The 25,014-nt window shown below is 40.4% G+C and carries 13 protein-coding genes and 1 riboswitch; of the genes, 2 read left to right on the top strand and 11 right to left on the bottom strand.

The annotated features are described in order from the left end of the window. Positions 1–53 precede the first annotated feature (53 nt). A riboswitch (adenosylcobalamin (AdoCbl) riboswitch) is annotated at positions 54–203 on the bottom strand. 48 nt (positions 204–251) lie between these two features. Both IGJ00_RS12280 and IGJ00_RS12285 read right to left on the bottom strand, forming a co-directional pair. Then, a complete protein-coding gene (locus IGJ00_RS12280) occupies positions 252–833 on the bottom strand; it encodes a cob(I)yrinic acid a,c-diamide adenosyltransferase (RefSeq protein ID WP_074799817.1) in 582 nt (193 codons plus the stop codon). Further along, positions 830–1,267, bottom strand: a complete 438-nt coding sequence (locus IGJ00_RS12285; protein WP_142433120.1) for a EutP/PduV family microcompartment system protein — start codon at positions 1,265–1,267, stop codon at positions 830–832. Before IGJ00_RS12285 ends, IGJ00_RS12280 begins: the two co-directional genes overlap by 4 nt. A gap of 338 nt (positions 1,268–1,605) precedes the next feature. Between IGJ00_RS12285 and IGJ00_RS12290 the strand changes: the two genes are divergently transcribed. Further along, the gene (locus tag IGJ00_RS12290; RefSeq protein WP_086335055.1) at positions 1,606–2,799 is read left to right on the top strand and encodes an ATP-binding protein; all 1,194 of its coding nucleotides are present in this window, start codon (positions 1,606–1,608) and stop codon (positions 2,797–2,799) included. Positions 2,800–2,913: 114 nt separating this feature from the next. On the opposite strand, the gene IGJ00_RS12295 is transcribed toward IGJ00_RS12290, so the two are convergent. Next, a complete protein-coding gene (locus tag IGJ00_RS12295; protein ID WP_108173422.1) occupies positions 2,914–3,816 on the bottom strand; it encodes a DUF7916 family protein in 903 nt (300 codons plus the stop codon). Between the two features lie 12 nt (positions 3,817–3,828). Then, the gene (locus IGJ00_RS12300; RefSeq protein ID WP_071867223.1) at positions 3,829–5,112 is read right to left on the bottom strand and encodes a PTS sugar transporter subunit IIC; all 1,284 of its coding nucleotides are present in this window, start codon (positions 5,110–5,112) and stop codon (positions 3,829–3,831) included. Positions 5,113–5,402: 290 nt separating this feature from the next. On the opposite strand from IGJ00_RS12300, the gene IGJ00_RS12305 reads away from it, so the two are divergent. After that, a complete protein-coding gene (locus IGJ00_RS12305; protein ID WP_071867224.1) occupies positions 5,403–6,119 on the top strand; it encodes a UTRA domain-containing protein in 717 nt (238 codons plus the stop codon). Between the two features lie 195 nt (positions 6,120–6,314). On the opposite strand, the gene IGJ00_RS12310 is transcribed toward IGJ00_RS12305, so the two are convergent. The 7 genes from IGJ00_RS12310 to IGJ00_RS12340 form a co-directional block, all read right to left on the bottom strand. Beyond that, complete coding sequence (locus tag IGJ00_RS12310) at positions 6,315–9,344, bottom strand: hypothetical protein (protein ID WP_438844469.1); 3,030 nt, start codon at positions 9,342–9,344, stop codon at positions 6,315–6,317. A 346-nt stretch (positions 9,345–9,690) separates the two neighbouring features. Next, positions 9,691–11,181, bottom strand: coding sequence for a peptidoglycan DD-metalloendopeptidase family protein (locus IGJ00_RS12315; RefSeq protein WP_071867226.1), 1,491 nt, complete (start codon positions 11,179–11,181; stop codon positions 9,691–9,693). Between the two features lie 476 nt (positions 11,182–11,657). Then, entirely contained in the window at positions 11,658–18,923 is a 7,266-nt protein-coding gene (locus IGJ00_RS12320) for an isopeptide-forming domain-containing fimbrial protein (RefSeq protein ID WP_438844470.1), read from the bottom strand. Between the two features lie 878 nt (positions 18,924–19,801). Next, entirely contained in the window at positions 19,802–21,520 is a 1,719-nt protein-coding gene (locus tag IGJ00_RS12325; RefSeq protein ID WP_438844471.1) for a phospho-sugar mutase, read from the bottom strand. Beyond that, the gene (locus tag IGJ00_RS12330) at positions 21,517–22,584 is read right to left on the bottom strand and encodes a BtaManbiosPhlase (RefSeq protein ID WP_195475730.1); all 1,068 of its coding nucleotides are present in this window, start codon (positions 22,582–22,584) and stop codon (positions 21,517–21,519) included. The genes IGJ00_RS12325 and IGJ00_RS12330 overlap by 4 nt, the downstream gene beginning before the upstream one ends. Before the next feature lie 12 nt (positions 22,585–22,596). Beyond that, positions 22,597–23,550 carry a DUF1861 family protein gene (locus IGJ00_RS12335; RefSeq protein ID WP_438844472.1) on the bottom strand — a complete coding sequence of 318 codons (954 nt, stop codon included), beginning with the start codon at positions 23,548–23,550 and terminating at the stop codon, positions 22,597–22,599. After that, a complete protein-coding gene (locus tag IGJ00_RS12340; RefSeq protein ID WP_438844473.1) occupies positions 23,505–25,010 on the bottom strand; it encodes an alpha-amylase family glycosyl hydrolase in 1,506 nt (501 codons plus the stop codon). Before IGJ00_RS12340 ends, IGJ00_RS12335 begins: the two co-directional genes overlap by 46 nt. Positions 25,011–25,014: the final 4 nt, after the last annotated feature.

A 25,014-nucleotide genomic window follows, 5' to 3' on the forward strand; every position in this document is an offset into this window, starting at 1 on the left:
TGTGGGATTGAATCAAATATTCTTGGGCTGACTTTCAAAAAACGTCATTTTTTTAGCAACACCCTGTTTTGCCTCGAAACAGTTTGCCCAATAATGAAAAATAAGAAAAGACCTGACTTAAAAGCTTGAACGCTTTATCACAGTGGCGGGACCGTGCCAGCATCTCACTGGCTTCCATTCGTATCTTTCATAAACATTTGATTAATCTAACAGCACTTTACCATACTGTTTGTGAAAAATCAAACACTTTTTTATAAACCTTCTTCTTTTATCTTATGGAAGACCTTCTCTCCTCTTGTATAAAAAACATCCTCTTGCCCCATTTGCACATTCATATAACGCGCCAACGCATAAAAATAGTCAGACAAGCGATTCACAAACACGATCACTTCAGGATTGATCGCCGCAGTCGCACTTAAACGGACGATATGTCGTTCCCCGCGACGAGCAATCGTTCGTGCCACATGGACCATGCTCGCTCCTTGACAGCCACCCGGTAAAATAAATCGTTCGATATCCGGCGATTGCTGTGTGTAAAAATCAATCCGTTCTTCCAACCAAGTTACGCTTTCTTGTTGGACTTTAAGCGGTCTTCCATCTTCCAAGACCGTTGATAGGTCAGTCCCTACATCGAATAAAAGTTGTTGTAGTTCTTCCAATTCCTCCTTAAAAACGTCTTGTTCTTTTGACAATTGACTGATCGTATAGCCCAACCATGAGTTCAATTCATCGATCGTCCCATAACTTTCCACACGATCTGAATCTTTCGATACACTATGACCACCAACTAGTTTCGTCATTCCCTTGTCGCCTGTTTTTGTGTAGATTTTCATGATTCTCCTCCTAAGTACTCAATCAATTCTGCTAGTCCCGTTTTTTCGACTGATGAGACTTCAAACAGTTTCGTTGCTCCAGCTGCAAGCAATTGTTCACGTACACGCGCCAACTCTTTCTCGTCTTTCACTAGATCAACTTTGGTCATGATCCCGATGACTTCTTTTGGAAAGATGTGGCCAAAGCCTGGTGAAAAAATCTGTTCTTGGTCTAACGCACTTTGCACCAAACCAATGACATCTGCTTCTGCCGCTGTCACAGTCAAAGCAGCGTAGTATTGGCGATGTAGAATAAATTCCCCTGGTGTATCGATCATCTCAGGATGAAATTCTACCGCTTGGGTCTTATCATAAACGATTGCTTCTCCTCGCAAGGCTTGACAAAGAGTGGTCTTTCCACAACCAATCGCACCCATTAAAATGATTCTCCTCATTTACCTCTCCTCCATAAAAAAAGCCTAAAAAAGCAGAATAATCTCTACTTTTTTAGGCGTCATTGCCATATTCAACCGCACACATCTTTGTGTGCTTCTTTTCACTAGTGTAATCGCTTCTCTCAGGTTTGTCAAAATAAATCTTGCTCTATAATAACGAAAAACAATGAAAAAGCTATTATATCATGTATATAAATTTGAAGTTAACTTCTAATTTACGGTAAAAAAACATTTTTTTGAAGTTAACTTCAAATTTAATGAAAATAATGATTTTTTTGAAGTTAACTTCAAATATGGTATACTTACACCAACAATAGGATATTGGAGGAGGGATAACTTTGTTTCAACGACCTGATTATTTAAATCAATTGATCGATTTACAGAACACTGATTTCATCAAAATCATTACTGGCGTTAGACGGTCTGGTAAATCTGTGTTACTTATGCTCTACCAACGCTATTTATTGGAACAGGGTGTGGAACCAAATCATATTATTTATATCAATTTTGAATCATTCAATTATCAAGTAGTCACAGATGCAGAGAAGTTTAGGGACGTGTTAGCACCATTGATTCCTCAAGATGAAGAAAAAGTATATTTTTTATTTGATGAGATCCAGCTTGTCGATGGATGGCAGCGTGTCGTCAATGGCATAAAAACTAGCTTTAATTGCGAGCTAGTCATCACTGGTTCAAATGCGAATATGTTATCTGGAGAACTTGCCACTTTACTTAGTGGCCGATACATTGAGATTCCTATCTATCCCTTGTCGTTTGATGAATTTTTAGCTGTTAAGGACATTGCAAAAGACTCTCGGTTTGTTGATCAAGCATATCAGGAATATGAACAATATGGTGGTTTTCCCAGTGTAGTATTAGCTGATGAGAGAATCAAAGATACGATTTTATCAGGGATCTTTGATACGATCGTCCTGAACGATGTTGCCTTGCGTGCCGGTTTAAAAGATGCAACAGTGTTAAAAGCGCTGATTCGTTTTTTATCAGATAATGTTGGCCAACTCGTCAATGCGTCAAGAATTGCGAACACATTAAAGAGTGAAGGAATCACAACGAGCACGCATACCATCAATCGCTACTTAGACCTATTGGAACATGGTTATCTCTTTTATCGTGCACAACAGTATGATATTAGAGGCCGAGAATATTTAAGAACGAATGGAAAATATTTCATTATTGATTCTGGACTTCGCAGAAACGCGGTAGGAAGAAAAGACGGTAATTATAGTAATCGTCTAGAAAATATCGTTTACGTCGAGTTACTAAGACGAGGTTATCTAGTAGATGTTGGCCGTCTTGACAATCAGGAAATCGATTTTGTTGCAAAAAAACTAGATGAAACACTCTATATCCAAGTAACTTATGAGCTTCCCAACAATAATCGTGAAACTGACAATTTACTTCACATCAAAGATAATCATAAAAAAATAGTGATTACCGGTAAATATTATGAGATCAAACAAGTAGATGGTATTCCGATTCAATACATCGTGGACTGGTTACTTGATAAATAAGCAGCTCAGCTAAATAAACGAACGCCTAGCAAAGCAATCACTAATGACTACTTTGCTAGGCGTATTTACTTACTCATAAACTTTAATCCTTTAGCATCAAACTTCTTTTACTTCCTAACGCACAATCGAGCGTGACATCATCGCGATCGTATGACGATTTCCACGGATTGCACGGCTCATCGCCATGATATTTTCTACTGGAGCGATTCCCGAATAACCAGCATCGCCGATATGTTGGATATCTACACCACAAATTTTATTTTGGATCGCAATTTGTTTGATCGTGTCAGAATCAGATGACTCTTGGCTCGTACCAATTGCTGACATCACTAGCGCGCCTGCTGCATGGATCACTTTGACCGCCGCTTTTAATTCAACATCATCAAAACCTGGAACCGTTCCTACCGCAGGGACTAAGATCACATCGGCACCTGCTTCGATGAAGGATTTGATTGCTTCCAGATCTGCTACTGGTTCATCGACTCCGGCCCCGTGCATTTTCCCAGCGATGATCATGCCACCAAAATGTTCTTTTGCCATTGAGATTGCTTTTGTAATGGCATCATTCGTCACACCACTTCCTGGATTTCCTGTCAAACAGATAAAATCTAATCCCTGTTTTTTGGCTGCTTCCATTGTTTCACGAGTCGCTTGACGCCCCGCTGGGATATCCAGGCGATCTTCTGCCATCTTCGCCTCTAAATCAACCGGTTCAAGATTCGCACCAATCGGTCTGCCGACTACTTTTCGTAACGTTTGAATGATTGGCTCTTCTTCCTTACCTTTCAAACCTGAAACAACTGGTTTTAATGCATCAAAAGCATTCAATAAAATCAAATCAGCGCCATACGCACGAGCAATTTCAGAGTTGGTGACATCTTCAATATTACTGTCCCTGATGACCACATTTTCTGAACAAATCACACGTCCTTCACTTGCTTTGATCGATTGTTTCAATTCTGTCCCTGACATCTTCATGATCTCTGATGTTTGCGCGCTAATAAATCGTTTCACCATGTTATTTCCTCCTTAAATTTCTTGCATTTCATTCATGCGGTTTTGTTTTTCCATCACTCCAAAGAATGGTAAATAAATCAAAATATTCAAAATCAAGCAAATGATTTGGATAATTGAACCTGAGATATGCCCCCCTGTAGCTAGAAAACCTGAGATAACAGGAGGCATGGTCCAAGGAACAGCAATTCCTACCGTACCGTGAACAAAACCAAGGGACATCGCAAAATACGTCACCACAGCATTGACCATCGGTGCCAAAATAAATGGAATCAACAACGTAACATTCAACACGATCGGCATCCCAAACATTGCCGGTTCATTGATATTGAAAATACCTGGTGTCAATGTTAATGGAACCATCGTTTTTGTCATTTTCGACGAATTTTTTCTCAAACCAACGATTGCTGCCGCAATCACTAAACCTAGTGTAGCTCCACCACCACCCATATACACAAAGTTTTCCATGAAAGGTTGTGTAATGATATGTGGTAATTTCTCACCAGCTTCTACAGCTACACGGTTCGCATCTGTATTCATCAACCAGATCGGCATGATCACAGAATTCACGACATTGGCACCATGGATACCCATGAACCAGAACAGTGAAACTAAGAAAATAGACACTAACGTACCACCTAATGTTCCGCCAAGTAACCCTAGAGGTCCACCAAAGATTTCCATCAATAATTGGTGAATGTTTCCTGAACCCCAATCAGTCATTTGGAATACTGCATAAATGACCAACCAAAAAGTAAGAATCGATGCTCCTGGGATCAGAGCAGAAAAACTTTTCGCAACAGCTGGCGGGACAGAATCCGGTAAACGGACTTGGATGTTGTGATCAATAAACCATTTGAAGATCAATGTCGAAATAATTGCAATCACCATGGCCACAAAAAGTCCTTGAGCGCCCATAAATGCAGTGGGAATTCCGACACCGTCATCTGATACGAGATTCGGTGTGACTAGTAAGAATGAGGATATAGAAATGACACCCGCAGATACTCCGTCTTTGTCATACTGAACAGCCAACGCATTCGCAATTCCAAAAGCAGCAACGAGACCCATGATCCCAAAACTAGCCGTGACACCTTTATTCAAATAAGCATCAATCCCATGGGCACTTAAGAAATCAGTCCAAGCATCCACTGGAAATGAGGAAATAATCAAAAACAATGATCCAGTAATGATCAGCGGCAAAGCTAAGGTAATCCCATTTCGAATCGCAATCAAAATCTTATTGTTTGAAACTTTTGCAGCAATCGGCAACATCTTATTATTTATAAACTCGTTCATCTTTATCTTCTCCTATCTTAACGATTGTGGCGCTACTTTTGATTTTCCAAAAATAGCATTTCTTACCACGTACTATAGCGGAAAAATAAAGCCCTTACAAATTACAAAATGAAAAATAATTTAATTTTTATAATCATATTCTAATCTAAAATAGGTACATGTCGTTCTTAAACTAAAATTAAGTCCTAAATCCGCCATCTAAAAAGAAACTGGTATGATATAATTCATACCAAATAGCAAAGAATAAATTTTTCCTCATGATTATTTATAGGAAGGCAAGGAACTAAAATTTGAATAAATATGAACAACTATCGAATCTGATTCTCGAACGTATCCATCAAGAAGAGTATCCTCCCGATTCCTTTCTTCCAAGTGAAAGAAAATTAATGGCAGAATTTGGCGTAACGCGTGACACGATCCGTTCAGCATTAAAGAGTTTGGAATCTACAGGGTATATCGAAAAAATACCTGCACGAGGCAGTAAAGTGATTGCTCATGACAAAATCGATTTTTTCGTTAGTGATCTGTCAGGAACCTCAGAAAAATATCATTCCGAAAATCATTCCTTCAACACAGAGATCTTATCATTGAAAAAAATGATCGTGGACGAACAACTTAGAGAAAATTCCGGTTTTAGTTTAGGTGAATCCGTCTGGTATTTGCTGCGTCGCCGCTTGTTGAATGGTCGTGCATTGATTTTGGAAGTAGATTATCTGCGCACCGCTGTCGTTCCAGAACTAACAAAAGAAATCATCAACCAATCGCTATATCGTTACCTTGAAAATCAATTACATTTGAAATTGAACTGTTCAAAAAAAGAAATTTCTGTTGAGAATATCACCACTCCAATCGCTCAATATTTAGATCTAGGAAAACATGAAAAAAACATCTTTGTTGTTAGGAACTGGGCATATTTGACTAATTATACCCACTTTCAATACACAGAAAGCTGGCATCAAGTCGATTCATTCAAATTCGTTTTGTTGGCTGATCGGCCGATGAATTGAGCAGTGAACGCCTGATTGTAACGAACCGTTTCAAGACGGAGCAATAAAGTAGTGAGAACACCTAAAAATGTCACCAAACCAAGGGCTCTTGATTTGATGACATTTTTCATATATTTGAAGCAGCGTATGTTTTTCGTTGAGACGAGTTTCTCTTTTTTTGGAAACGGTCACCAGTAGCTTCAGTCATGCTCACTTTCACAACGATGTAGTCGTGATATGTGCTTGAACTGGATTATGCGCTTCTGTTTCGCCTGTAATCGTATAGCTATTGGTACTTTCTTCTTGTAATGAACGCGCATCCCAAATCACAGCGGCAATTTTGTCGATTTGATACGGTTCTCCCAAGCTATTGACAAGTTCGTATGTTTGACGGATTTCTGTTGGTAGCTCTAAACGATCGAGTGTACCTTCAGGGTCATTTAGATCAATTGATTGATCCGTTGTTATTTCTATAAAACCATTCGTTGGCTTATTCTGCCCTGTTTGCCAATTGGAAATTTCACGAACTCCACTCCCATCATTGATCATTCCGTTCATCATCCACGTATTATCAATGATTTGACTAGCCCCAAAGGAAGTTGGGTATGTTCCTTTAGGTCCTGCAGCATTCCAAAAATAATTTTCGCAAAACTGCCAAATCTCAATACTACGTACAATGGAACTTCCAATCAATACTTTCGCTTCATCATAGAACCCGCGATTGATCACACCATAAGTCAATAGAGAGCTAGGCGCCCACTTTAATACCGGAAAGCCACACAATGCCAAGGAAGGATCAATAATATCCATCACAAACTGAGTCAATTGAGTTGCTTGTAATGTAGGTAAATCAGATAAAACAAGCCCACTACCAATCATTTGTGGCAAATCGGTCGTATCCCTTGTCACTGGTGGATCAGAGAGATGTCCATTGTCTCCATGGATGAATTTGCGTTCATCCATATTCTCAGGATCAATGTCCACACATCCAAGAAAAATATATTGCCAAATACCACGTTGATAGTTGGCATCAGGAAGATTTGCACCATTGCGAAGGACTTTTCTATTCGTTTCACTATTTGTGCTATTTTGTGGATAAGAATATAACGCTTCATGCGACATCGGATCACAAAACATCCACTCTGCATAATTCGCAAGATTTTCTTTCTGGCGTCCTTCCCAATAAGCAACTTCTGCTGTATATTCTCCACCTAATTCCTGACATATCTCTATCATGAACTTCGTGTCATACAGTACAGAAATCATGAATTCAGAATCAATTTCATTTTTCACATTGATTGTCTCATACACCCATCTTGGATTATCGAATTTCCAATCCAAATGACGTTTCAATGCAGGATACATTGCTGCGAGCCTAGCTAAATCTGGTGAAACTGAATGGATCATCCAGATTGTTTGTGCCATTCGAACAGGTAAAACCTCACCAGAAAGAAATCCATTAGCATCGATCATTGACATGAAGCCTTCCATTCCACTCCAAGCAATCGACGGATTGATATACATCAAGTCTTGAATTTGCAGTAATCCTTCCCAACAATTGTTCGCAGGTGTCATCGCAGCTCCCGCACACTGTCTACTCGGTTTTCCAAGAGATTGTTGCGTGTATGCATAGCCAGTTTCCTCAGTCGGCGCAAGAATATTCCCTATCAAATGGGTCCAACCGGCATAATAAAGTAATCGATGATTTTCTGTTGTCACTACCTCATTGTGATAGACCGATGTATCAGAAACGCTCCATGTTTGCGGAACTGGCACACTCGCTAACAACTGGTCCCAATACGTTTTTCGTGCTGTATAGTATTCATGGATCGACAACGCATCCGTTCCAATCCCCACACCACGCAACGCTCGTGTAATCGCCGTCGATACACCTTCCTCCCTTGTAGCATAACCGATCACTAACGCAATGGAGGAAATTGTTGACGGTATTTGGTATTTTCCGCGACCATCCACAAAGTTGGGCGGAATGATTTGTGCAGTTGCAGCCGTATCGATTTGTCCACTTTCTGTTAACGCAACTACTTTGATCGCTGTATGGAATAAATTCTGATGCCAATCAGCAAATTGTGTATCATTTTTTACGACGACTTGATTGGAAGATTCCCATGTACACCTTAAATTATTCGTTTGATAGTCGGTGGTTGAAGTTGTTGAATCTCTTATTTCAATCTCAAAAAATTCACCAGAAACCTCTGTTAACGTAAGCATTCGTCCAAGTGTTGATTCATCGATAAAGAAATCGGTTGTTGAAATTTGACCAAGATTTGTTACCTCGCCCGATAGAACGATTTTATGAGGATACCAAGCAGACCGTAAACTTTCAGCACTCACTTGTATCCCATCAATACTCAACAGGGAATTCAATGACGAATCTTGAAACCCAGATTTCTTTTCCCTGATATTCACACCGTTCATCGTTGTCTTATTTGCGTTTCCACGAATGCCGTAATAAGCACCAAATCGCAGATCGAGAGACGTTTCTACCGGTGTGATTGCTTGATTATCAAAGTTGTATTCCGGATTCGTCACCAAACGACTAAATGGCAAGGTCAGGTTACGATGTTCTTTCATACTCGTTGAATTTACTGGATCGTCATTTTTCAACTCATCGACATTGATTGTTGGGTCTCCTCCAAAATCAACGCCTCCAACTATTCCCGTCACTTGAGATGGCAACGCTAAAGGGATTTCGTAACTTGGTTGACTTCTAATAATTGTTCCTAGCTCAATTGCTTCTCCCACATTTCCTTTAAAGGTAAAAATAAGCATGAACGTTTTTTCAATGACAGTTTGGTCATTCCAATTAGATAATGCTTCTGCCCCTGCAATCCCTTTGATTGAATAATTGAACTTTTCCAGAAAAAGACTATTTGCTGCTGAGGATTCCCCTTGTAATACGATCTCTTGTCTTTCATTCTCCATGTCTTGAACAGACAATGCCCAAGTCAATCCTTCTGTGATCGAACGGATATGGACCATCAAGTCAGAGTATTGCCAAATAGAATGAGTAAATACTTTTGCTAAACGGGCAGTTGTATCAGTCAATGTGATATTAGCACCAACAGAGCTGTAAGTTATTTCTGCATTTGTTAGTGTCCAGCCGCGATCTTGTGTAAAATCCTCCATAATCACTTCATCTACCGGGACTTTAGGACCTGGTGCTTGCGTTACGCTAGTTTCTTTATTATTTACTAAAAACGTCTGCTCTAACATTCGTCTCCCCATTTCTTTTATCACCACAGCAACCTACGATTGACAGCATTCTAGGATTCTACTGTCGCCAAAGACATTCTCTTTCCAGCACTCCAACAGATACAAAGAAAGCGTATACATTTCGAACTAAAATCGATCCTCCTCTCCTCTGTTACACATAAAAGTATACGGGTTTGAAATTCAGAACTCAAAAAATACCATAAAGTTTCCTTGATTGATTTAAAAAATAGGAAGACGAAAAAAAAAGAAAAGATATCTAAAACTCAAGCAACGTAAGACAATCAAAGGCTTACCTTGTTGAATCTATCAATATCTTTTCTTTGTAAAAATTTAATCTAAAACGTTTGTTTTTTAGTTCTTATCTGCCAAACAATACTTGTTCAGGATCAATCAATTGCGCTTGAGATAAGCTGTTGTCACGACTGATCTCAAAATGCAGATGGCTGCCTGTACTATTACCAGTAGAACCGACAAACCCAATGATTTGTCCTTGTTCAACTTCATCATCAACTTTCACGACGTATTCTTGTTGATGAGCATAAAGCGCTGTTGTGCCATCTTCATGTTCAATGGCAACATAATTTCCCCATGAAGGATGGAATTCTGCTTTGATCACAGTACCTGCTTTACTAGCATAGATTGGCTCCCCTTGAGGTGCTGCAAAATCTAATCCACGGTGGAATTCACCACCACGAGGACCAAATGGGCTAGAAATCGTATAATTTCTTAAGGGCACGATATATCCTTCTTTATTCACTTCAGGTCCGGCAACTTCTTTGTCATATTGTTCTAAATCATAAGTTTCGATCAGACCATTTAGTTTTTCGTTATATCTTGTATCTGTTGCGTAACGACCTGTTAAAAATTCTGTTGCTTCTTTATAAGTTTCTGCATTGGATTTCCAAGCACCTGAATAGAACTCGCTATTTCCAGTCAAGCCTTCAGTCATTAATTTAGCATAGTCTTCAAGACTTTCTTCATAGTTGGCATATTTTCTGAATGTTGCTTGGATCGTATATAATGTACCATCACCAGCATCTTCTTGTGTGGCAAATGTCACGCCATTGCCCTCGTGTGTACCTTTGATCCCAAAAAGATTGTAGTTAGGCGCTTGCGCCAACTGGCTTTGTCCACTAGCTGATTCTAAAATCGCTTGGGCGATCATTACTGATGCGTATAAATCATGTTCTTGCCCGATTTCTCGAGAAGATTCACCGATTTTGCGAATGAAGCTCTCAACTGATTCATCTTTTTCAAAATGGATCGATCCTTCATCCGTTTCTTGACTTGATGGTACAAGATCTTGGATCGGTGTAGTTGCAGAAGGTTGACGTACCTCTTGAGCAACTGACGCTGCAGGAGCAGGCGTTGGTGCCACAGGTGCAGCGGGTGGTGTCACTGGTTGTGTCGGCTGACTCGGCTGTGGTGTAGTTGGTTGTGTTTCTCCAGTAGAACCGCCAGTTGATGGTGACGTTGGTTTTTGTGGCTGACTCGGCTGTGTTGGCTCTGTCGGCTTCGTCGGTTCTGTTGGTTTCGTTGGCTCTGTTGGTTTTGTCTCTTCCGGTGTGCTTGGCTCCGTCGGTTCTGAAGTGTCAGGTGTGGTTGGTTCACTTGAATCACCAGTAGACGGTGGCGTTGTTTCCTCTGAACCATCCGTTGTTGTATCTGTTGTGTTACCTTCACCTGTAGTATCAGACGAATCCGTCGTTGTTTCTGTTTGTGCTTCCGCTGTTACTGGTTGATCCGCAGAAAAAACTTGTTCATCTGCTAATACTTGTAAAGGCGTAGTTAGTAACATTTGTGAAAGAAATACAAATGAAACTAATTTATACGTAGACTTTTTTTTCAATTTTCTTACATCCTTTTCTTTAGTTATTATTAAGATACATGTTAGTTATGAATTTTTTGTTAAAAAAATAATAATTTTTATAAAGTAATAACAATTATTTATCTCATATTTGTGCTTTGATCCACTACTAATAACTAACGTTAAGTGAAAATATCTAGCAAACACTGAGATAATACGACAGACTTTTACTTTATTATAGTTTATTTTAACAGGAATAAGAAGGATTAAGCAGTCCATATTTTTTCATAATTTAGTGCAATTTTTGAACTTGACAGTAATTTTTCCCCATTTTTTTTAAATCAAGTAGTATCAAATAATCTATAAAAACAGCCCTCCAAATATTGCTATTCACCTATTTGGAGGACGGTCTCTGCTAAATTTGCTATCGAAAAAAAGATAGAGTAACCAATCATCTGAATTAAGGTTGCTACAAATTAAATACAGTTCAGTTATTCAGTTTTTTACGTTCTGGCGAATCATTGTTTTCTTTTCTTTACTGCCACGACCAATACGATTACTACTAGGATACCACCTAAAGCGATCAGCGTATAAGAAACTGCTTCGCCTGTTTTAGGAAGAAATGACTTTCTTGCTTCCTTTTCCTTTGGAGCAGGTTTTCTAGGCTCTGGTCGGTTAGGTACTTCTTTTTCTGGTACAACTGGTACGTCTGGCTTATTCGGTTGATTAGGAACGACTGGAACTTCTGGTTTATCTGGATTTTCCGGAATGACTGGTACTTCTGGTTCACTTGGTGGTGTCACATGGTCATCCACTGTAGCAATGTTCAAGATTTCTTTCCCTGCCACCGCTTCTTTATTCACTTTTACTTTAAAGACGATCGTACGAACTTTTGTGTCGCTGATTTTTCCATATTCAGCGGTGATCGTACCGTCTTTGTAGGTTACACTTGTCGGCTGTGGCTCGTCGCCTTCACTTGTCAAACTGTCTTCAATATACGTCAAACCTTTCGGTAACTTATCGGTGACAGTCACTTGATTCAAGATACCATGCTCTACCGTATTGTGGAAACTAATCCGGTATTCAAGTTCCTCTCCGATTTTTACTGTTTTTTGATTAACAGTTTTCTCACTTACCAGTTTACCATCTGGAACTTTGGGTTGATCTGGATCTTCAGGAACCACTGGTACTTCTGGTTTATCTGGTGGTGTCACATGGTCATCCACTGTGGCAATGTTCAAGATTTCTTTCCCTGATACGGCGTCTTTGTTCACTTTCACTTTAAAGACGATTGAGCGAGCTTTTGTATCGCTGATCTTGCCATATTCGGCAGTGATCGTACCGTCTTTGTAGGTTAGACTTGTTGGTTGCGGCTGGTCTCCCTCGCTTGTCAGACTGCCTTCAACATAGGTCAAGCCTTTAGGCAAGTTATCCGTTACTGTCACTTGGTTCAAGACACCATTTGTCACTTTATTACGGAACGTGATACGGTATTCAATTTCTTCCCCAAGTTTTGGTGATTGATGATTCACTGTTTTCGTTGTTTCCAGTTCGCCCGGTGTTTCTTCTGGAGTTACTGGAATCTCTGGTTCGTCTGGCGGATTCGTGCCATCATCGATGGTGGCTTTATTGATGATTTGTTCGCCGACTTTCGCTTGTTCGTTGACTTTGACTTTAAAGACGATCGAGCGTACTTTTGTGTCGCTGATCTTGCCATATTCTGCGGTGATCGTACCGTCTTTGTAGTCTAAACTTGTCGGTTGGGGGTCATCCCCTTCACTCGTCAAACTACCTTCGACATAGGTCAAGCCTCTAGGCAAGTTATCCGTTACGGTGACTTGGTTCAAGACACCATTCGTCACTTTATTGCGGAAGGTGATGCGGTATTCGAGTTCTTCCCCAAGTTTTGGCGATTGGTTATTCACCGTTTTCGTTGTTTCCAGTTTGCCCGGTGTTTCTTCTGGAGTTACTGGAATCTCTGGTTCATCTGGCGGATTGATATGATCATCGATGTTCGCTTTATTGATGATCGTTTCGCCGACTTTCGCTTCTTCGTTGACTTTCACTTTAAAGACGATCGAGCGTACTTTTGTGTCGCTGATCTTGCCATATTCTGCGGCGATCGTACCGTCTTTGTAGTCTAAACTTGTCGGTTGGGGGTCATCCCCTTCACTCGTCAAACTACCTTCGACATAGGTCAAGCCTCTAGGCAAGTTATCCGTTACGGTGACTTGGTTCAAGACACCATTCGTCACTTTATTGCGGAAGGTGATGCGGTATTCGATTTCTTCCCCAAGTTTTGGCGATTGGTTATTCACCGTTTTCGTTGTTTCCAGTTCGCCCGGTGTTTCTTCTGGAGTTACTGGAATCTCTGGTTCATCTGGCGGATTGATATGGTCATCGATGTTCGCTTTATTGACGATCGTTTCGCCGACTTTTGCTTGTTCGTTGACTTTGACTTTAAAGACGATCGAGCGTACTTTCGTATCGGCAATCCCTGTGTATTCGGCAACCAATTTGCCATTTTCCATAGTCAAGCTTGTTGGTTGGGGGTCATCCCCTTCACTCATCAAGCTACCTTCCACATACGTCAAGCCTTTTGGTAAATTATCCGTCACTGTCACTTGTTTTAAGACACCATTCGTCACTTTATTACGGAAGGTGATACGGTATTCGATTTCATCGCCCAGCTTCGGTGATTGATCATTCACTACTTTTGTACTTTCTAATACACCAGGGGTTTCCACTGGCGTCACTGGCGTTTCTGGTTCGTCCGGCGGATTCGTGCCATCATCGATCGTTGCTTTATTAATGATCGTTTCACCTGTTTTTGCTTCTTCATTGACTTTCACTTTAAAGACGATCGAGCGAATTTTTGTATCATTGATCTTGCCATATTCTGCGAGGATCGTTCCATCTTTTGCTGTCAGATTTATTGGCTGTGGATCGTCTCCTTCGCTTGTCAAACTACCCTCCACATAAGTTAAACCTTTAGGCAACTTGTCAGTTACTGTCACTTGATTCAATACGCCATTAGTGACTTTATTGCGGAAGTTGATACGATACTCGATTTCCTCACCGATTTTTGGTGATTGATGATTGACTGATTTTGTACTTTCTAGCTCTCCCGGTGTTTCCACTGGCGTCACTGGTGTTTCTGGTTCGTCTGGCGGATTGATATGATCATCGATCGTTGCTTTATTGATGATCTGCTCGCCCACCTTCGCTTCTTCATTGACTTTCACTTTAAAGACAAGTGAACGTACAGTAGTATCAGTGATCTTACGATATTCAGCGGTTATTTTCCCATTTTCTATCTCTAAGCTAGTTGGTTGCGGATCAGCACCTTCATTCGTCAAACTGCCTTCGACATACGTCAAGCCTTTAGGCAACGTATCGGTAATCGTTACTTGGTCGATGACTCCATTGGTTACTTTATTACGGAAGCTGATACGGTATTCGATTTCGTCACCGATTTTTGGTGATTGATGGTTAACTGTTTTTGTTACTTCTAATTGACCAGGTGTCACTACTGGTGTGACTGGCGTTTCTGGTTCGTCTGGTGGGTTCGTGCCATCGTCGATTGTGGCTTTGTTGACGATTGTTTCACCCGCTTTTGCTTCTTGGTTGACAGTTACTTTAAAGACGATCGAACGAGTACTGGTATCAGTGATTGAGCCATACTCGGCTGTCAACTTTCCATTTTCCATTATTAATTTTGTCGGTTTTGGATCGTTTCCTTCACTTTTCAAGCTACCTTCGACATACGTCAAACCTTTAGGCAAGTTGTCTGTCACCGTTACTTGCTTCAAGACACCATTTTGAATCTTATTACGAAACATGATGCGGTACTCGATCTCATCCCCAATTTTTGGTGATTGATTGTTGACCGTTTTCGTACTTTCTAACTCTCCTGGTGTCTCTTCAGGTGTGACAGGTATTTCCGGTTCATCTGGTGGGTTCGTGCCATCATCGATCGTTGCTTTATTGATGATTTGTTCACCAACCTTTGCTTCTTCATTCACTTTTACTTTGAACATGATCGTACGGGATTTTGTATCAGAAATCGTCCCATACTCGGCTGTCAATTTCCCATTTTCCATCACTAACTTCGTCGGTTGTGGATCGTCACCTTCGCTGGTCAAACTATCTTCCACATACGTCAAGCCCTTAGGCAAGTTGTCTGTCACCGTTACTTGTTTCAAGACACCATTTTGGATCTTGTTACGGAACGTGATCCGATATTCGATTTCATCACCGATTCTTGGTGATTGATGATTCACTGTTTTTGTACTTTCTAACACTCCTGGTGTTTCTTCCGGTGTCACTGGCGTTTCCGGTTCATCTGGCGGATTCGTGCCGTCATCAATGGTCGCTCTATTGACGATCGTTTCGCCGACCTTCGCTTCTTCATTGACTTTCACTTTAAAGATGATCGTACGAGTTTTCGTATCACTGATCTTGCCATATTCGGCCGTGATCGTACCGTCTTTAGCAGTCAGAGTTGTCGGTTGTGGATCGTCCCCTTCGCTGGTCAAACTACCTTCCACATAGGTCAAACCTTTTGGCAAGGTATCTTTGATCGTTACTTGTTTCAAGACACCATTTGTGATCTTATTGCGGAAAGTGATACGATATTCGATTTCGTCTCCTAGTTTCGGTGATTGATCATTCACCGATTTATTGCTTTCCAATACTCCTGGTGTTTCTTCTGGTGTCACTGGGGTTTCCGGTTCATCTGGCGGATTCGTTCCATCATCGATGGTTGCTTTATTAATGATCGGTTCGCCGACCTTCGCTTCTTCATTGACTTTCACTTTAAAGATGATCGTACGAGTTTTCGTATCACTGATCTTGCCATATTCAGCGGTGATCGTACCGTCTTTAGCAGTCAGATTAGTCGGTTGAGGATCATCCCCTTCGCTAGTCAAACTACCTTCCACATAGGTCAAGCCTGTTGGTAAGGTATCTTTGATCGTTACTTGTTTCAAGACACCATTTGTGATCTTATTGCGGAAAGTGATACGATATTCGATCTCTTCTCCTAGTTTCGGTGACTGATCATTCACAGACTTATTGCTTTCCAATACTCCTGGTGTTTCTACAGGTGTTACAGGAACTTCTGGTTCAATTGGCGGATTTACGCCATCGTCGACGATGGCTTGATTGATGATCGCTTGTCCTGCGACCGCTTCTTCATTCACTCGGACTTTAAAAGTGATTGATCGCGTAGCTGTATCAGTGATTTTTGGATATACAGCAGTTACTTTTCCATTCACTACAGTCATTGATGTTGGTTTAGGATCATTGCCACTACTTGCGATACTATTTTCGACATACGTCAAGCCTTTAGGCAAGCTATCCGTGATCGTCACTTGATTCAGCACACCATTTTCTACCGTATTCTTAAAGTTGATCGTATAGTCGATTTCTTCACCAAGCTTCGGCGATTGGTTATTGACCGTTTTCGTGCTTTCAATCTTTCCTGGTAACTCTTCTTTTTCTACTTTTACTTCAACCACATTCGATTGATTTTCAAGTGCTGTATTGGTTGCTGCATCTGTCCCTTGCACAGTTGCACGATTGGGGATCAATTGCTCGGCAACGGCTGTACCATTGATTTTCGCTTGGAATTCATACACTGTTTCAGTCGTCGTTCCTTTGTAACTGCCTCCTGTTGTAGCATTTGCGCCTTCACCGACACGAACAGTCATTGTTCGGTTAGCTGCTGTGTATTCTGCTTGATCATCGCCAGAGGCATCAGTTTTTTGACCAGCATTGGGACCACTCACGACTGATAAAGAACCAGGAACATAATCCAAACGGCTATCTAAGACATCCTTAGACAACGTATTGACGGCTTCTGAATTTTCTTTTGTATTTTTTACGTGCACACGATAGATGACTGTCTCTCCGATCTTGTAGGTCTCTTTAGGATTCACGATTTCTTTATTGATCTCTAGCTCGGGAATCTCAGCATTGACAGAGAAACCGACAGCATTCGTAGAGAAGTCATCGCCAATACTAGTCGTTCTGAAACTGATTTGATTTTGGCCATTACTGATCAGCCCCTCTGGTAGAGAAAGCCGATCGATATCGATATCCAAAAAGTTGGGATGTCCTGGATTGAACTGTCCAGGATACTTGTCAACCATATGTTGATCGTTATCAGAAACGGTGGCATTCATCACATTTCCTACAGGGTTGATCGTGTTGATGATATTGACAAAAGTTCCTGCACTATTTTTGATTTGCGCATTGTCACCAGTAAACAATTTATCCCCTTGTACAGTGAACCAGGTGACAATAGGTTCTAGTTTTCCTTGTTTGGCTGTAATAAAATCTTTCATGACAAACTCATTATTTGTCCCAGCTTTATTTCCTCTAGCACCGTAGTAAACATTGAATGCTCGAGAATGTTTTGCTTGATCTTTTGTTACGACAAATAGACTCCAGCCACTGAAATTATAGTATTGAGCTTTCTGGTTTAGCGCTTTTGTCATAGGGATATCAGCTAAGGTATAGCCACCAGTTCCACTGCCATCTCCTTGAATGATCGATGTCACATCTGCATAATTTGAAAAGCCTGTATTGTTATAGCCAAAGTATTGTCCAGGATCAGTTTTATCTTGGTCAATTCGATGATAATACTGAGGGGCAACTCTTTGTGATGTGCCATTTGGCGTAGTAAATTTGACTGGTGCACTGATTTCTTCATCCGAAAGATTTGTGCCAAATGTAGGGCCTTTATAACGAGAAGAACTCCAAAATAACCCCGCCCATGCAATCTCTTTCGCACCATCTAAATCGATATATGCGCGACTAGAATTATATGTTGTCGGGTCGCCATCTACATCAGCAAATTCTAAAACAAAGTTATTGATCGAATAGCCACTACTAGGCGCTTTAGTATTCAAGAAAATATTTGCTCGATACTCTTTTTCATCAAGGATCTTTAGATTAGTATTTCCTGTAGAAAAAAGTTCGCCTTTGTGCACACTATTATAGATTGGCTTTTCGAAGCCTCGTCCTGGTGTCGGCGCAAGTCGAGGACCTTGAGCCATAGGTGCTTGAGGTAATCCAGGGTCGGGGTCCTCTGCTTCTTCACTTGTTGACTGTGATTCTTCTGTTTGTGTTTTTTCTGTTGGCACAGTCGATTCTGACTCTGATGTTGTTTCTTTGGTTGGTTGACTGGGTATCGATGATTCTGGTTGTGCGGTAGATTCTTGTATAGGTGATGAGGTAGTGCTAGTTGGTGCAAGTTCTTTTTTTGGAAAATTGAGCTTGAGCTCACCTAATTTGTTTTCTGATTGTTTGATCTCAGCTGCTAATTGATCTACGGATCGATTCGTTTGTTCCCCGGTGATGGAAAGTTTTCTTGTTTCATTTGGTTGAAGGGTAGCAATTCGTAATTGGGTTCCTTCTGCTTTTTCCATCTTTTCAAACGAAACGATTGGATCGGTTGATTCGACTAACTTCTGATTATTTTTTAGTGTTTGCTCATCAAATTTAACAGGTGTATCGTTTTCATTTTTTTGATGGATGATCAACTGATTGATGGGTGCCTCACTTTTGTTCGTCACTTCATACGTCACATCCACTAATTGTTGGTTCTCCGTATTCGCTTCAGCATCTGCTTTGATCGATAAACTTGGAGAGTCGAATATATTCTCATTCGATGGTGCCACCCCTTCGGCAAACACACTCGTCACAGGCAGCAGATTCGCTACCAACAACATAACAACAGCTAAATAATTGAATGGAACTCTATACACTTTTTTCATTTTTAAAATAACCTCCTTCACCCCACTGTATAATCGTTGTTTAAATAACACAAAGAAAACGGGTTTGTAGATGAGTATTTTCTCATATATAAAATCACACACCATATATATACGCCTATAATACGAGTATTTTAGTGAAAAAAAGAAGGAGATTAATGACTAATATGCTATTTTATTTTCTTGAAAAAGAACTTTCTTCCTATATATATGTATAAAAAAACTACAAATCAAACTGCCTATTAAGCGAATCATTTCTCGTTGATACCAATTTTTTTTAGTAAAAGAAAGTGTGCAATGATTTACGTAAAGAAAGAAAAAGTCAGAAATTTCTAACTATAAAATGATTATAAATACTTATTTTAAAGGTAAAAGGCTGTATTCTCTCCTATTCAACCAACCGAATCTACAATTCACACACGTCATAACGTTATGAACAAAACGATAGATTGTTATGTCAATCAAAATTAAGAATTAGATACCCGCTGATTTTAGACAAATCGAATCATCTGTCTAGCTGAAGTTATTAGATATGTTATTAATGATATCATTCTTCACAAACCGATCCACTTTGAATTACTATTCAAAAAATTGTTTATATCATTGAATACAAAAGATAAAAAAACAAATATATACATATTTATTCCTGATTTATAATAACAAAATAAATAATAAACAGAGCGTAAATGCCTAGTCATTAGATAACAATTTATAATCAATAAGAAAACTTTCCTCTTCTCTAATTGTCCATTAATTTTTATGTATGTTAGATTTCCATACTAACAACGTTATGTTTGAATATTTAAAGTCACTTAATTCTTTCTACAAAAAAAACCAAGCGACTCTTCCGTTCAGAAGTCTAGCTTGGCTTTTCGTATTGTTTATAAATTATCCAATAGTTTCTGAAATTCCTTCTGCAAGCGAAGCAATTTCTCTTGTGCAGAAGGTTGAGATTTATCCTTCACTGAATAATAAATCTTAAACTTCGGTTCTGTACCTGATGGTCGTAGACAGAACCATGAACCATCTGTGAATATATACTTCAAGACATTGGAAGTGGGTAGGTCAATCGTAGATGATTGTTGATTTGGCGTCGTTCTTAGTGAAGTAGCGTAATCTTCTGTACAGGAAAGCACAAACTCTCCTAAGTGCGAAAATGATTGTTCTCTCAGACGATCCAGTCGTTGGTTCATTTGGATGATTCCATCTTTTCCGGAAAAAATCTGTGTTTCCAAATGTTCTTCATAGTAGCCGTATTCTTCATAAAGTTCATGTAAACGATCGATCAAATCCTGCCCTGATAAATGACGGTCTAACGTAGCTTCTGCTAATAATACCGCCGCTTGGATTGCATCTTTGTCTCTAACAAAAGGTGCGATCAGATAGCCATAACTTTCTTCGTACCCGAACAAAAAATCTTTCCTTTTTTGTTCTTCTGCTTGTTGGATTTGTTCCCCGATAAATTTGAACCCAGTCAACGTATTTCTAGTTTCGATCCCATGTGTTTGAGCAATTCTTGCACCTAGTTCCGATGTGACGATCGTTTTCGCTATAAAGTAATTTGTCAGCGCTTGTTGGGTTTGTTGTTTGCTTCGAATCAAGTAGTCCAGCAATAAGGCGCCGATTTGATTGCCTGTAAGAAATACTGGTTCTCCGTCTTTCAAAACCACGACACCTAAACGATCTGCATCTGGGTCCGTAGCTAATATCAACTGTGCCTCCTGTTTTTTTGCTTCTGTTAATGCCAGCGCAAAAGCCTCTTTATCTTCTGGATTAGGTGAAGCTACTGTTGAAAAATCTGGATCAGGCACCGCTTGCTCTTTTATGACGTGGAAATTAGCAAATCCTAGTTGCTCAAATGCTTTTTGCATAAGAATATTTCCAGCTCCATGTAACGGCGTATAGATCATGTTAAGCTGCGAGCCAAATCGTCGGATGTTTTCTTTATTTTGAATGACTGACGTCAACTGTTCTAAATAAAGAGTGTCGACTTCTTCGCCAAAGAGATGGATCAGCTGAGCCTCTCTATAAACAGACAACGCGTCTGCTTCAATCGACAACTCATTTGGTCCATGCGCTAAAAGTTCTGTCAGTCTCTCTGCTGTTTCTAAAGTGATCTGCCCACCGTCTGGTCCATAAACTTTAAATCCGTTGTATTCTTTTGGATTGTGACTAGCCGTAATCATCACTCCTGCATACGCTTGATAATGGCGAACAAGAAACGACAACTGCGGTGTTGGACGTAAACAATCAGATAAATAAACCTTGACCCCTTGACTGGCTAATACTCGCGCCGTACATTCAGCGAATTCCTTTGAGCCATGACGGTTATCAAATGCGATCACTACGCCTTGTTGGCTGGCATTTTTTTCACGAATATAAGTAGCTAAACCAAAAGCAACTCGTTTGATCGTATAACTGTTCAGCCGATTCGTACCGACTCCAAGTTCCCCGCGCATCCCACCTGTGCCAAAGGACAAGTACTGATAAAAGCGATCTTCGATTTCTTGCGGGTCAGAAAGAGCCGTTAATTGCTCTTTCATCGCTTCTTCTAAAGATCCTTCATTTAGCCATTCTTGATATTTTTGTTGCCAGCTCATGGACGTTCTTCTTTCATTTGATCTAAAATCTCATTGATCGAAAGGGTACAACCAGCCATTGATGTATCTGCTACACCGTAATACATCGTCAACTGATCGCCATCAAGTATTCCCCCACAGCCAAAGACCACATCTCCAAAGAAACCATTCTTTTCATAATCCGCTTCTGGTTCCATGATTGGCTGATGACTGCGCGCGATCACTTTAGTTGGATCTTCTAAATCTAAAAGTGCGGCACCCATACAATAGCGATGCTGTGCTGTCGCGCCATGATAGATGATCAACCAACCTTGATCCGTTTTGATAGGCACTAGACCGCCGCCGATCCGACCGCTATCCCATGTATTTTCTCGAACACCTAACAGATGATGGTGGTTCCCCCAACTCACTAAATCTGGTGAAGACGCAATCCAGATATCATAATTTCCAATACTTTTTAGCGACGGACGGTGCAACGCATAGTACTTCCCATTGATTTGTTCTGGAAAAATCAACACATCTTTATTTTCTGGCGCAAATATATTGCCAAGATCTTGATAAGACTTGAAATCTTTCGTTGAAACTAAAGAATCACAGACCCCCATCGGTGAGACAGAACTAAAATTGACGTAGTATGTATCGCCAATTTGCGTACAACGCGCATCTTCTATGCCGTACGTTTGGTATTCATTAAACGGATACAAAAAGGCATCTTCGTCGATCGTAAAATGATGTCCATCTTTACTCCGGGCAATCCGAATATAAGACAAAGAAGTCAAATATTCAAAACGATCTAACTGATCTTTTTTACGTATCATTCGTGGATCTTCAAAATCATAATTTTCATCCTCACGATCAAAAGATAAGATTTCCATCGTTTGCGTTGCTGGATCATAAACAGGCGCTTTGATCACCTTTGGATCTTCCGAGATTGGTCGCTCTGCGATTCTCAATAAGAGTAAGACTTCCCCTTGATAGTAAGCAACTCCCCCATTGAATGCACCAATCACTTCATATCCGTCGTGTAACGGTTTGATATCTTCTGGTGTAATCAATGGATTTTCATTAAAACGGTCTATTTTCATCTGTATTTACCTCTACTTAAATGGATTTTCGATTTTTAATTTTTGTGCGCCTGCATCACTGATCCCGGCATATAAAACACCATGCTCAGAAGACAGGTCCAAGCCTCCGCTAAAGACCACATCCACAAGATCCGGTCGTTTCGTCGGTCCTTTAGCAAAATCTTTTCTTTCTGCAAGGATGCGCACATCTTTCATTGCATGGTTTCTGCGATCAAAAGAAAAACGCATCGCATAATAATGGCGATCACCTTGCTCATCAAAATTCGCAATATGGCCTAAAACCCAAATCACTCCATCAATCTCAAAAATTTCATTTGCGCCGCCCCATTCTTCCTCAGAAAATTGATTCGCTAATAATGGCGCTTCTTCGATTTTTTGGATCGATAGATCAGCCAGCTGATCGATCAGACAAGCACCAATCTTGCCACGACCGCCTTTTTCTCCTTGTGGACGTGTCATGACTAAAATTTCACTAGTTGACAATTGCTTCAAACGTAAGTCTTTCATTCCCCATGGTCCTTCAAATAAGTGGTGGGCAGTTGCTGTATCTTCTAAGTGATAAAAAATGGTCCGCCATTGCGCCTGGCCTTCTGGCAAGAAAATAACTTCCACCCCACCTAAAATCACTTTCCCGTCGATCACCGTATAAAAAGGATCTTGTAATGGTAATTCGATGCCATCAGAAATCTTTGCCCACGTATTTTTAGCTATTTCTCTAAACAAGTAGACGGTAGAATCTTCGCTCTCTCTAGCTTCCACACGCCCAGCTAGCACCACTTCTCCCGCTAACTCAAAGGGTGCAGTAATGTTATAGACATCCTTCGTCCCCACACCTGTAAATGTCAAAAATTCCGCTTTTTTCATTTGTTCAGGCTTATTTTTTCGATAGTCTTCAATTAAGTTTTTTATTTTGATCATTGCTATTCCTTTCCAATCCAACAGCTTTTTGATGGTACTTTGACCCATTTACGATCCTCGCTAAGCATTCCTTTGCCATAAATCGTTTGAACGTTTTCTGAGATATTCTGTTCTACAGATGACTCACTAAAATTCAGCACTACAGATAAATGCTCTACTTGATAGCGGATACATCCTTTTTCCAACTGAATATTCGTAACTTCTTGAAAAGGCCCCTCCGCTTTACGCAAACGAATCAATTCTTGATAGACAGAAGAAATCAGTTCCCCTTCTGGATTTTTCGGGCTCGTCCCGATCCACCCAAGTCGTTGACTTTCTCCCCAAGGAATCATCCCCCGGGAACGGTCGCGATTCACTTCATTGGCGACTGAAAGCGCCTGTCGTGTTTCTAGAAAGAGACATTGTTCACGGTATTTATTCTTCGCTTGGATGTCGCGAATCTCTGAAATATGGGTCGGATGAAAATCACTTACCCCTTGTTCTTCTCCTTGAAATAAGAAAGGCACACCACGATTGATCAACAGAAAGACAGACAACAATTCATACGTCTCACGATCTTCTTGTGCTAACCGGTTCCACGAACGACTCATATCGTGACTATTAAAGAATAAAGTTGGAAGATGTTCACGTGCATTCATCTCTTGAAATTCGTGGGTCAACATCGTTAGATCCAACGTTTCAATACTTCCTAAATTAAAATTGAACGCCGTATCGAATCCTGCTTCTTCCACATAACTTGAAATCACCGATAACTGATCCGAACTGATCTCAGCCACTGTAAAAATATTCGGAGCGACTGTTTTGAGCCATTGATTCATTTCTTTAAGAACTGGCATCACTCCAGGCTGGTTGACATCATAAAGATGCACCTGTTTCCCCTCTTCATCCCTAGGATTATCTGTAAAAGTATCATTCACCGTTAGATTATTGATCACATCAAAACGAAACCCATCCACACCCATGTCCAGCCAAAAAGACAAGACATCATAGATTGCCTGCTTCACTTCAGGATTCTGCCAGTTCAGATCCGCCTGTTCTTCTGCAAAACTGTGATAATAATACTGATTGGTTCGGTGATCCAGCTTCCAAGCACTCCCACCAAAAAAGCTTTCCCAATTATTCGGTTGTTCTCGCCAAATATACCAATCTCGTTTTGCACTCGCTTGGCTCGCACTGGATTCGATAAACCACGGATGTGCCGTTGATGTGTGATTCAAAACCACATCAATAATGACTTTTATCGATAATGCATGTGCTTCTTCCAAAAGTGATCGAAAGTTTTCCAAACACCCATATTGCGGATCAACCGCACAATAATCTGACACATCATACCCATTATCGACTCTTGGCGAAGGATAAAATGGCGTGAGCCATAAGGCATCGATGCCACATTCTTTTAGATAAGACAACTTTCCTCTAACACCATCGATATCCCCAATCCCGTCGCCATTACTATCTGCAAAAGAAGCGAGATAGATTTCATAAAAAACTGCATTTTTCCACCACATTGTT

Origin of the sequence: Enterococcus sp. AZ062, from assembly GCF_051715065.1 — a bacterium.
GTDB classification, from domain to species: Bacteria; Bacillota; Bacilli; order Lactobacillales; family Enterococcaceae; genus Enterococcus_B; species Enterococcus_B mundtii.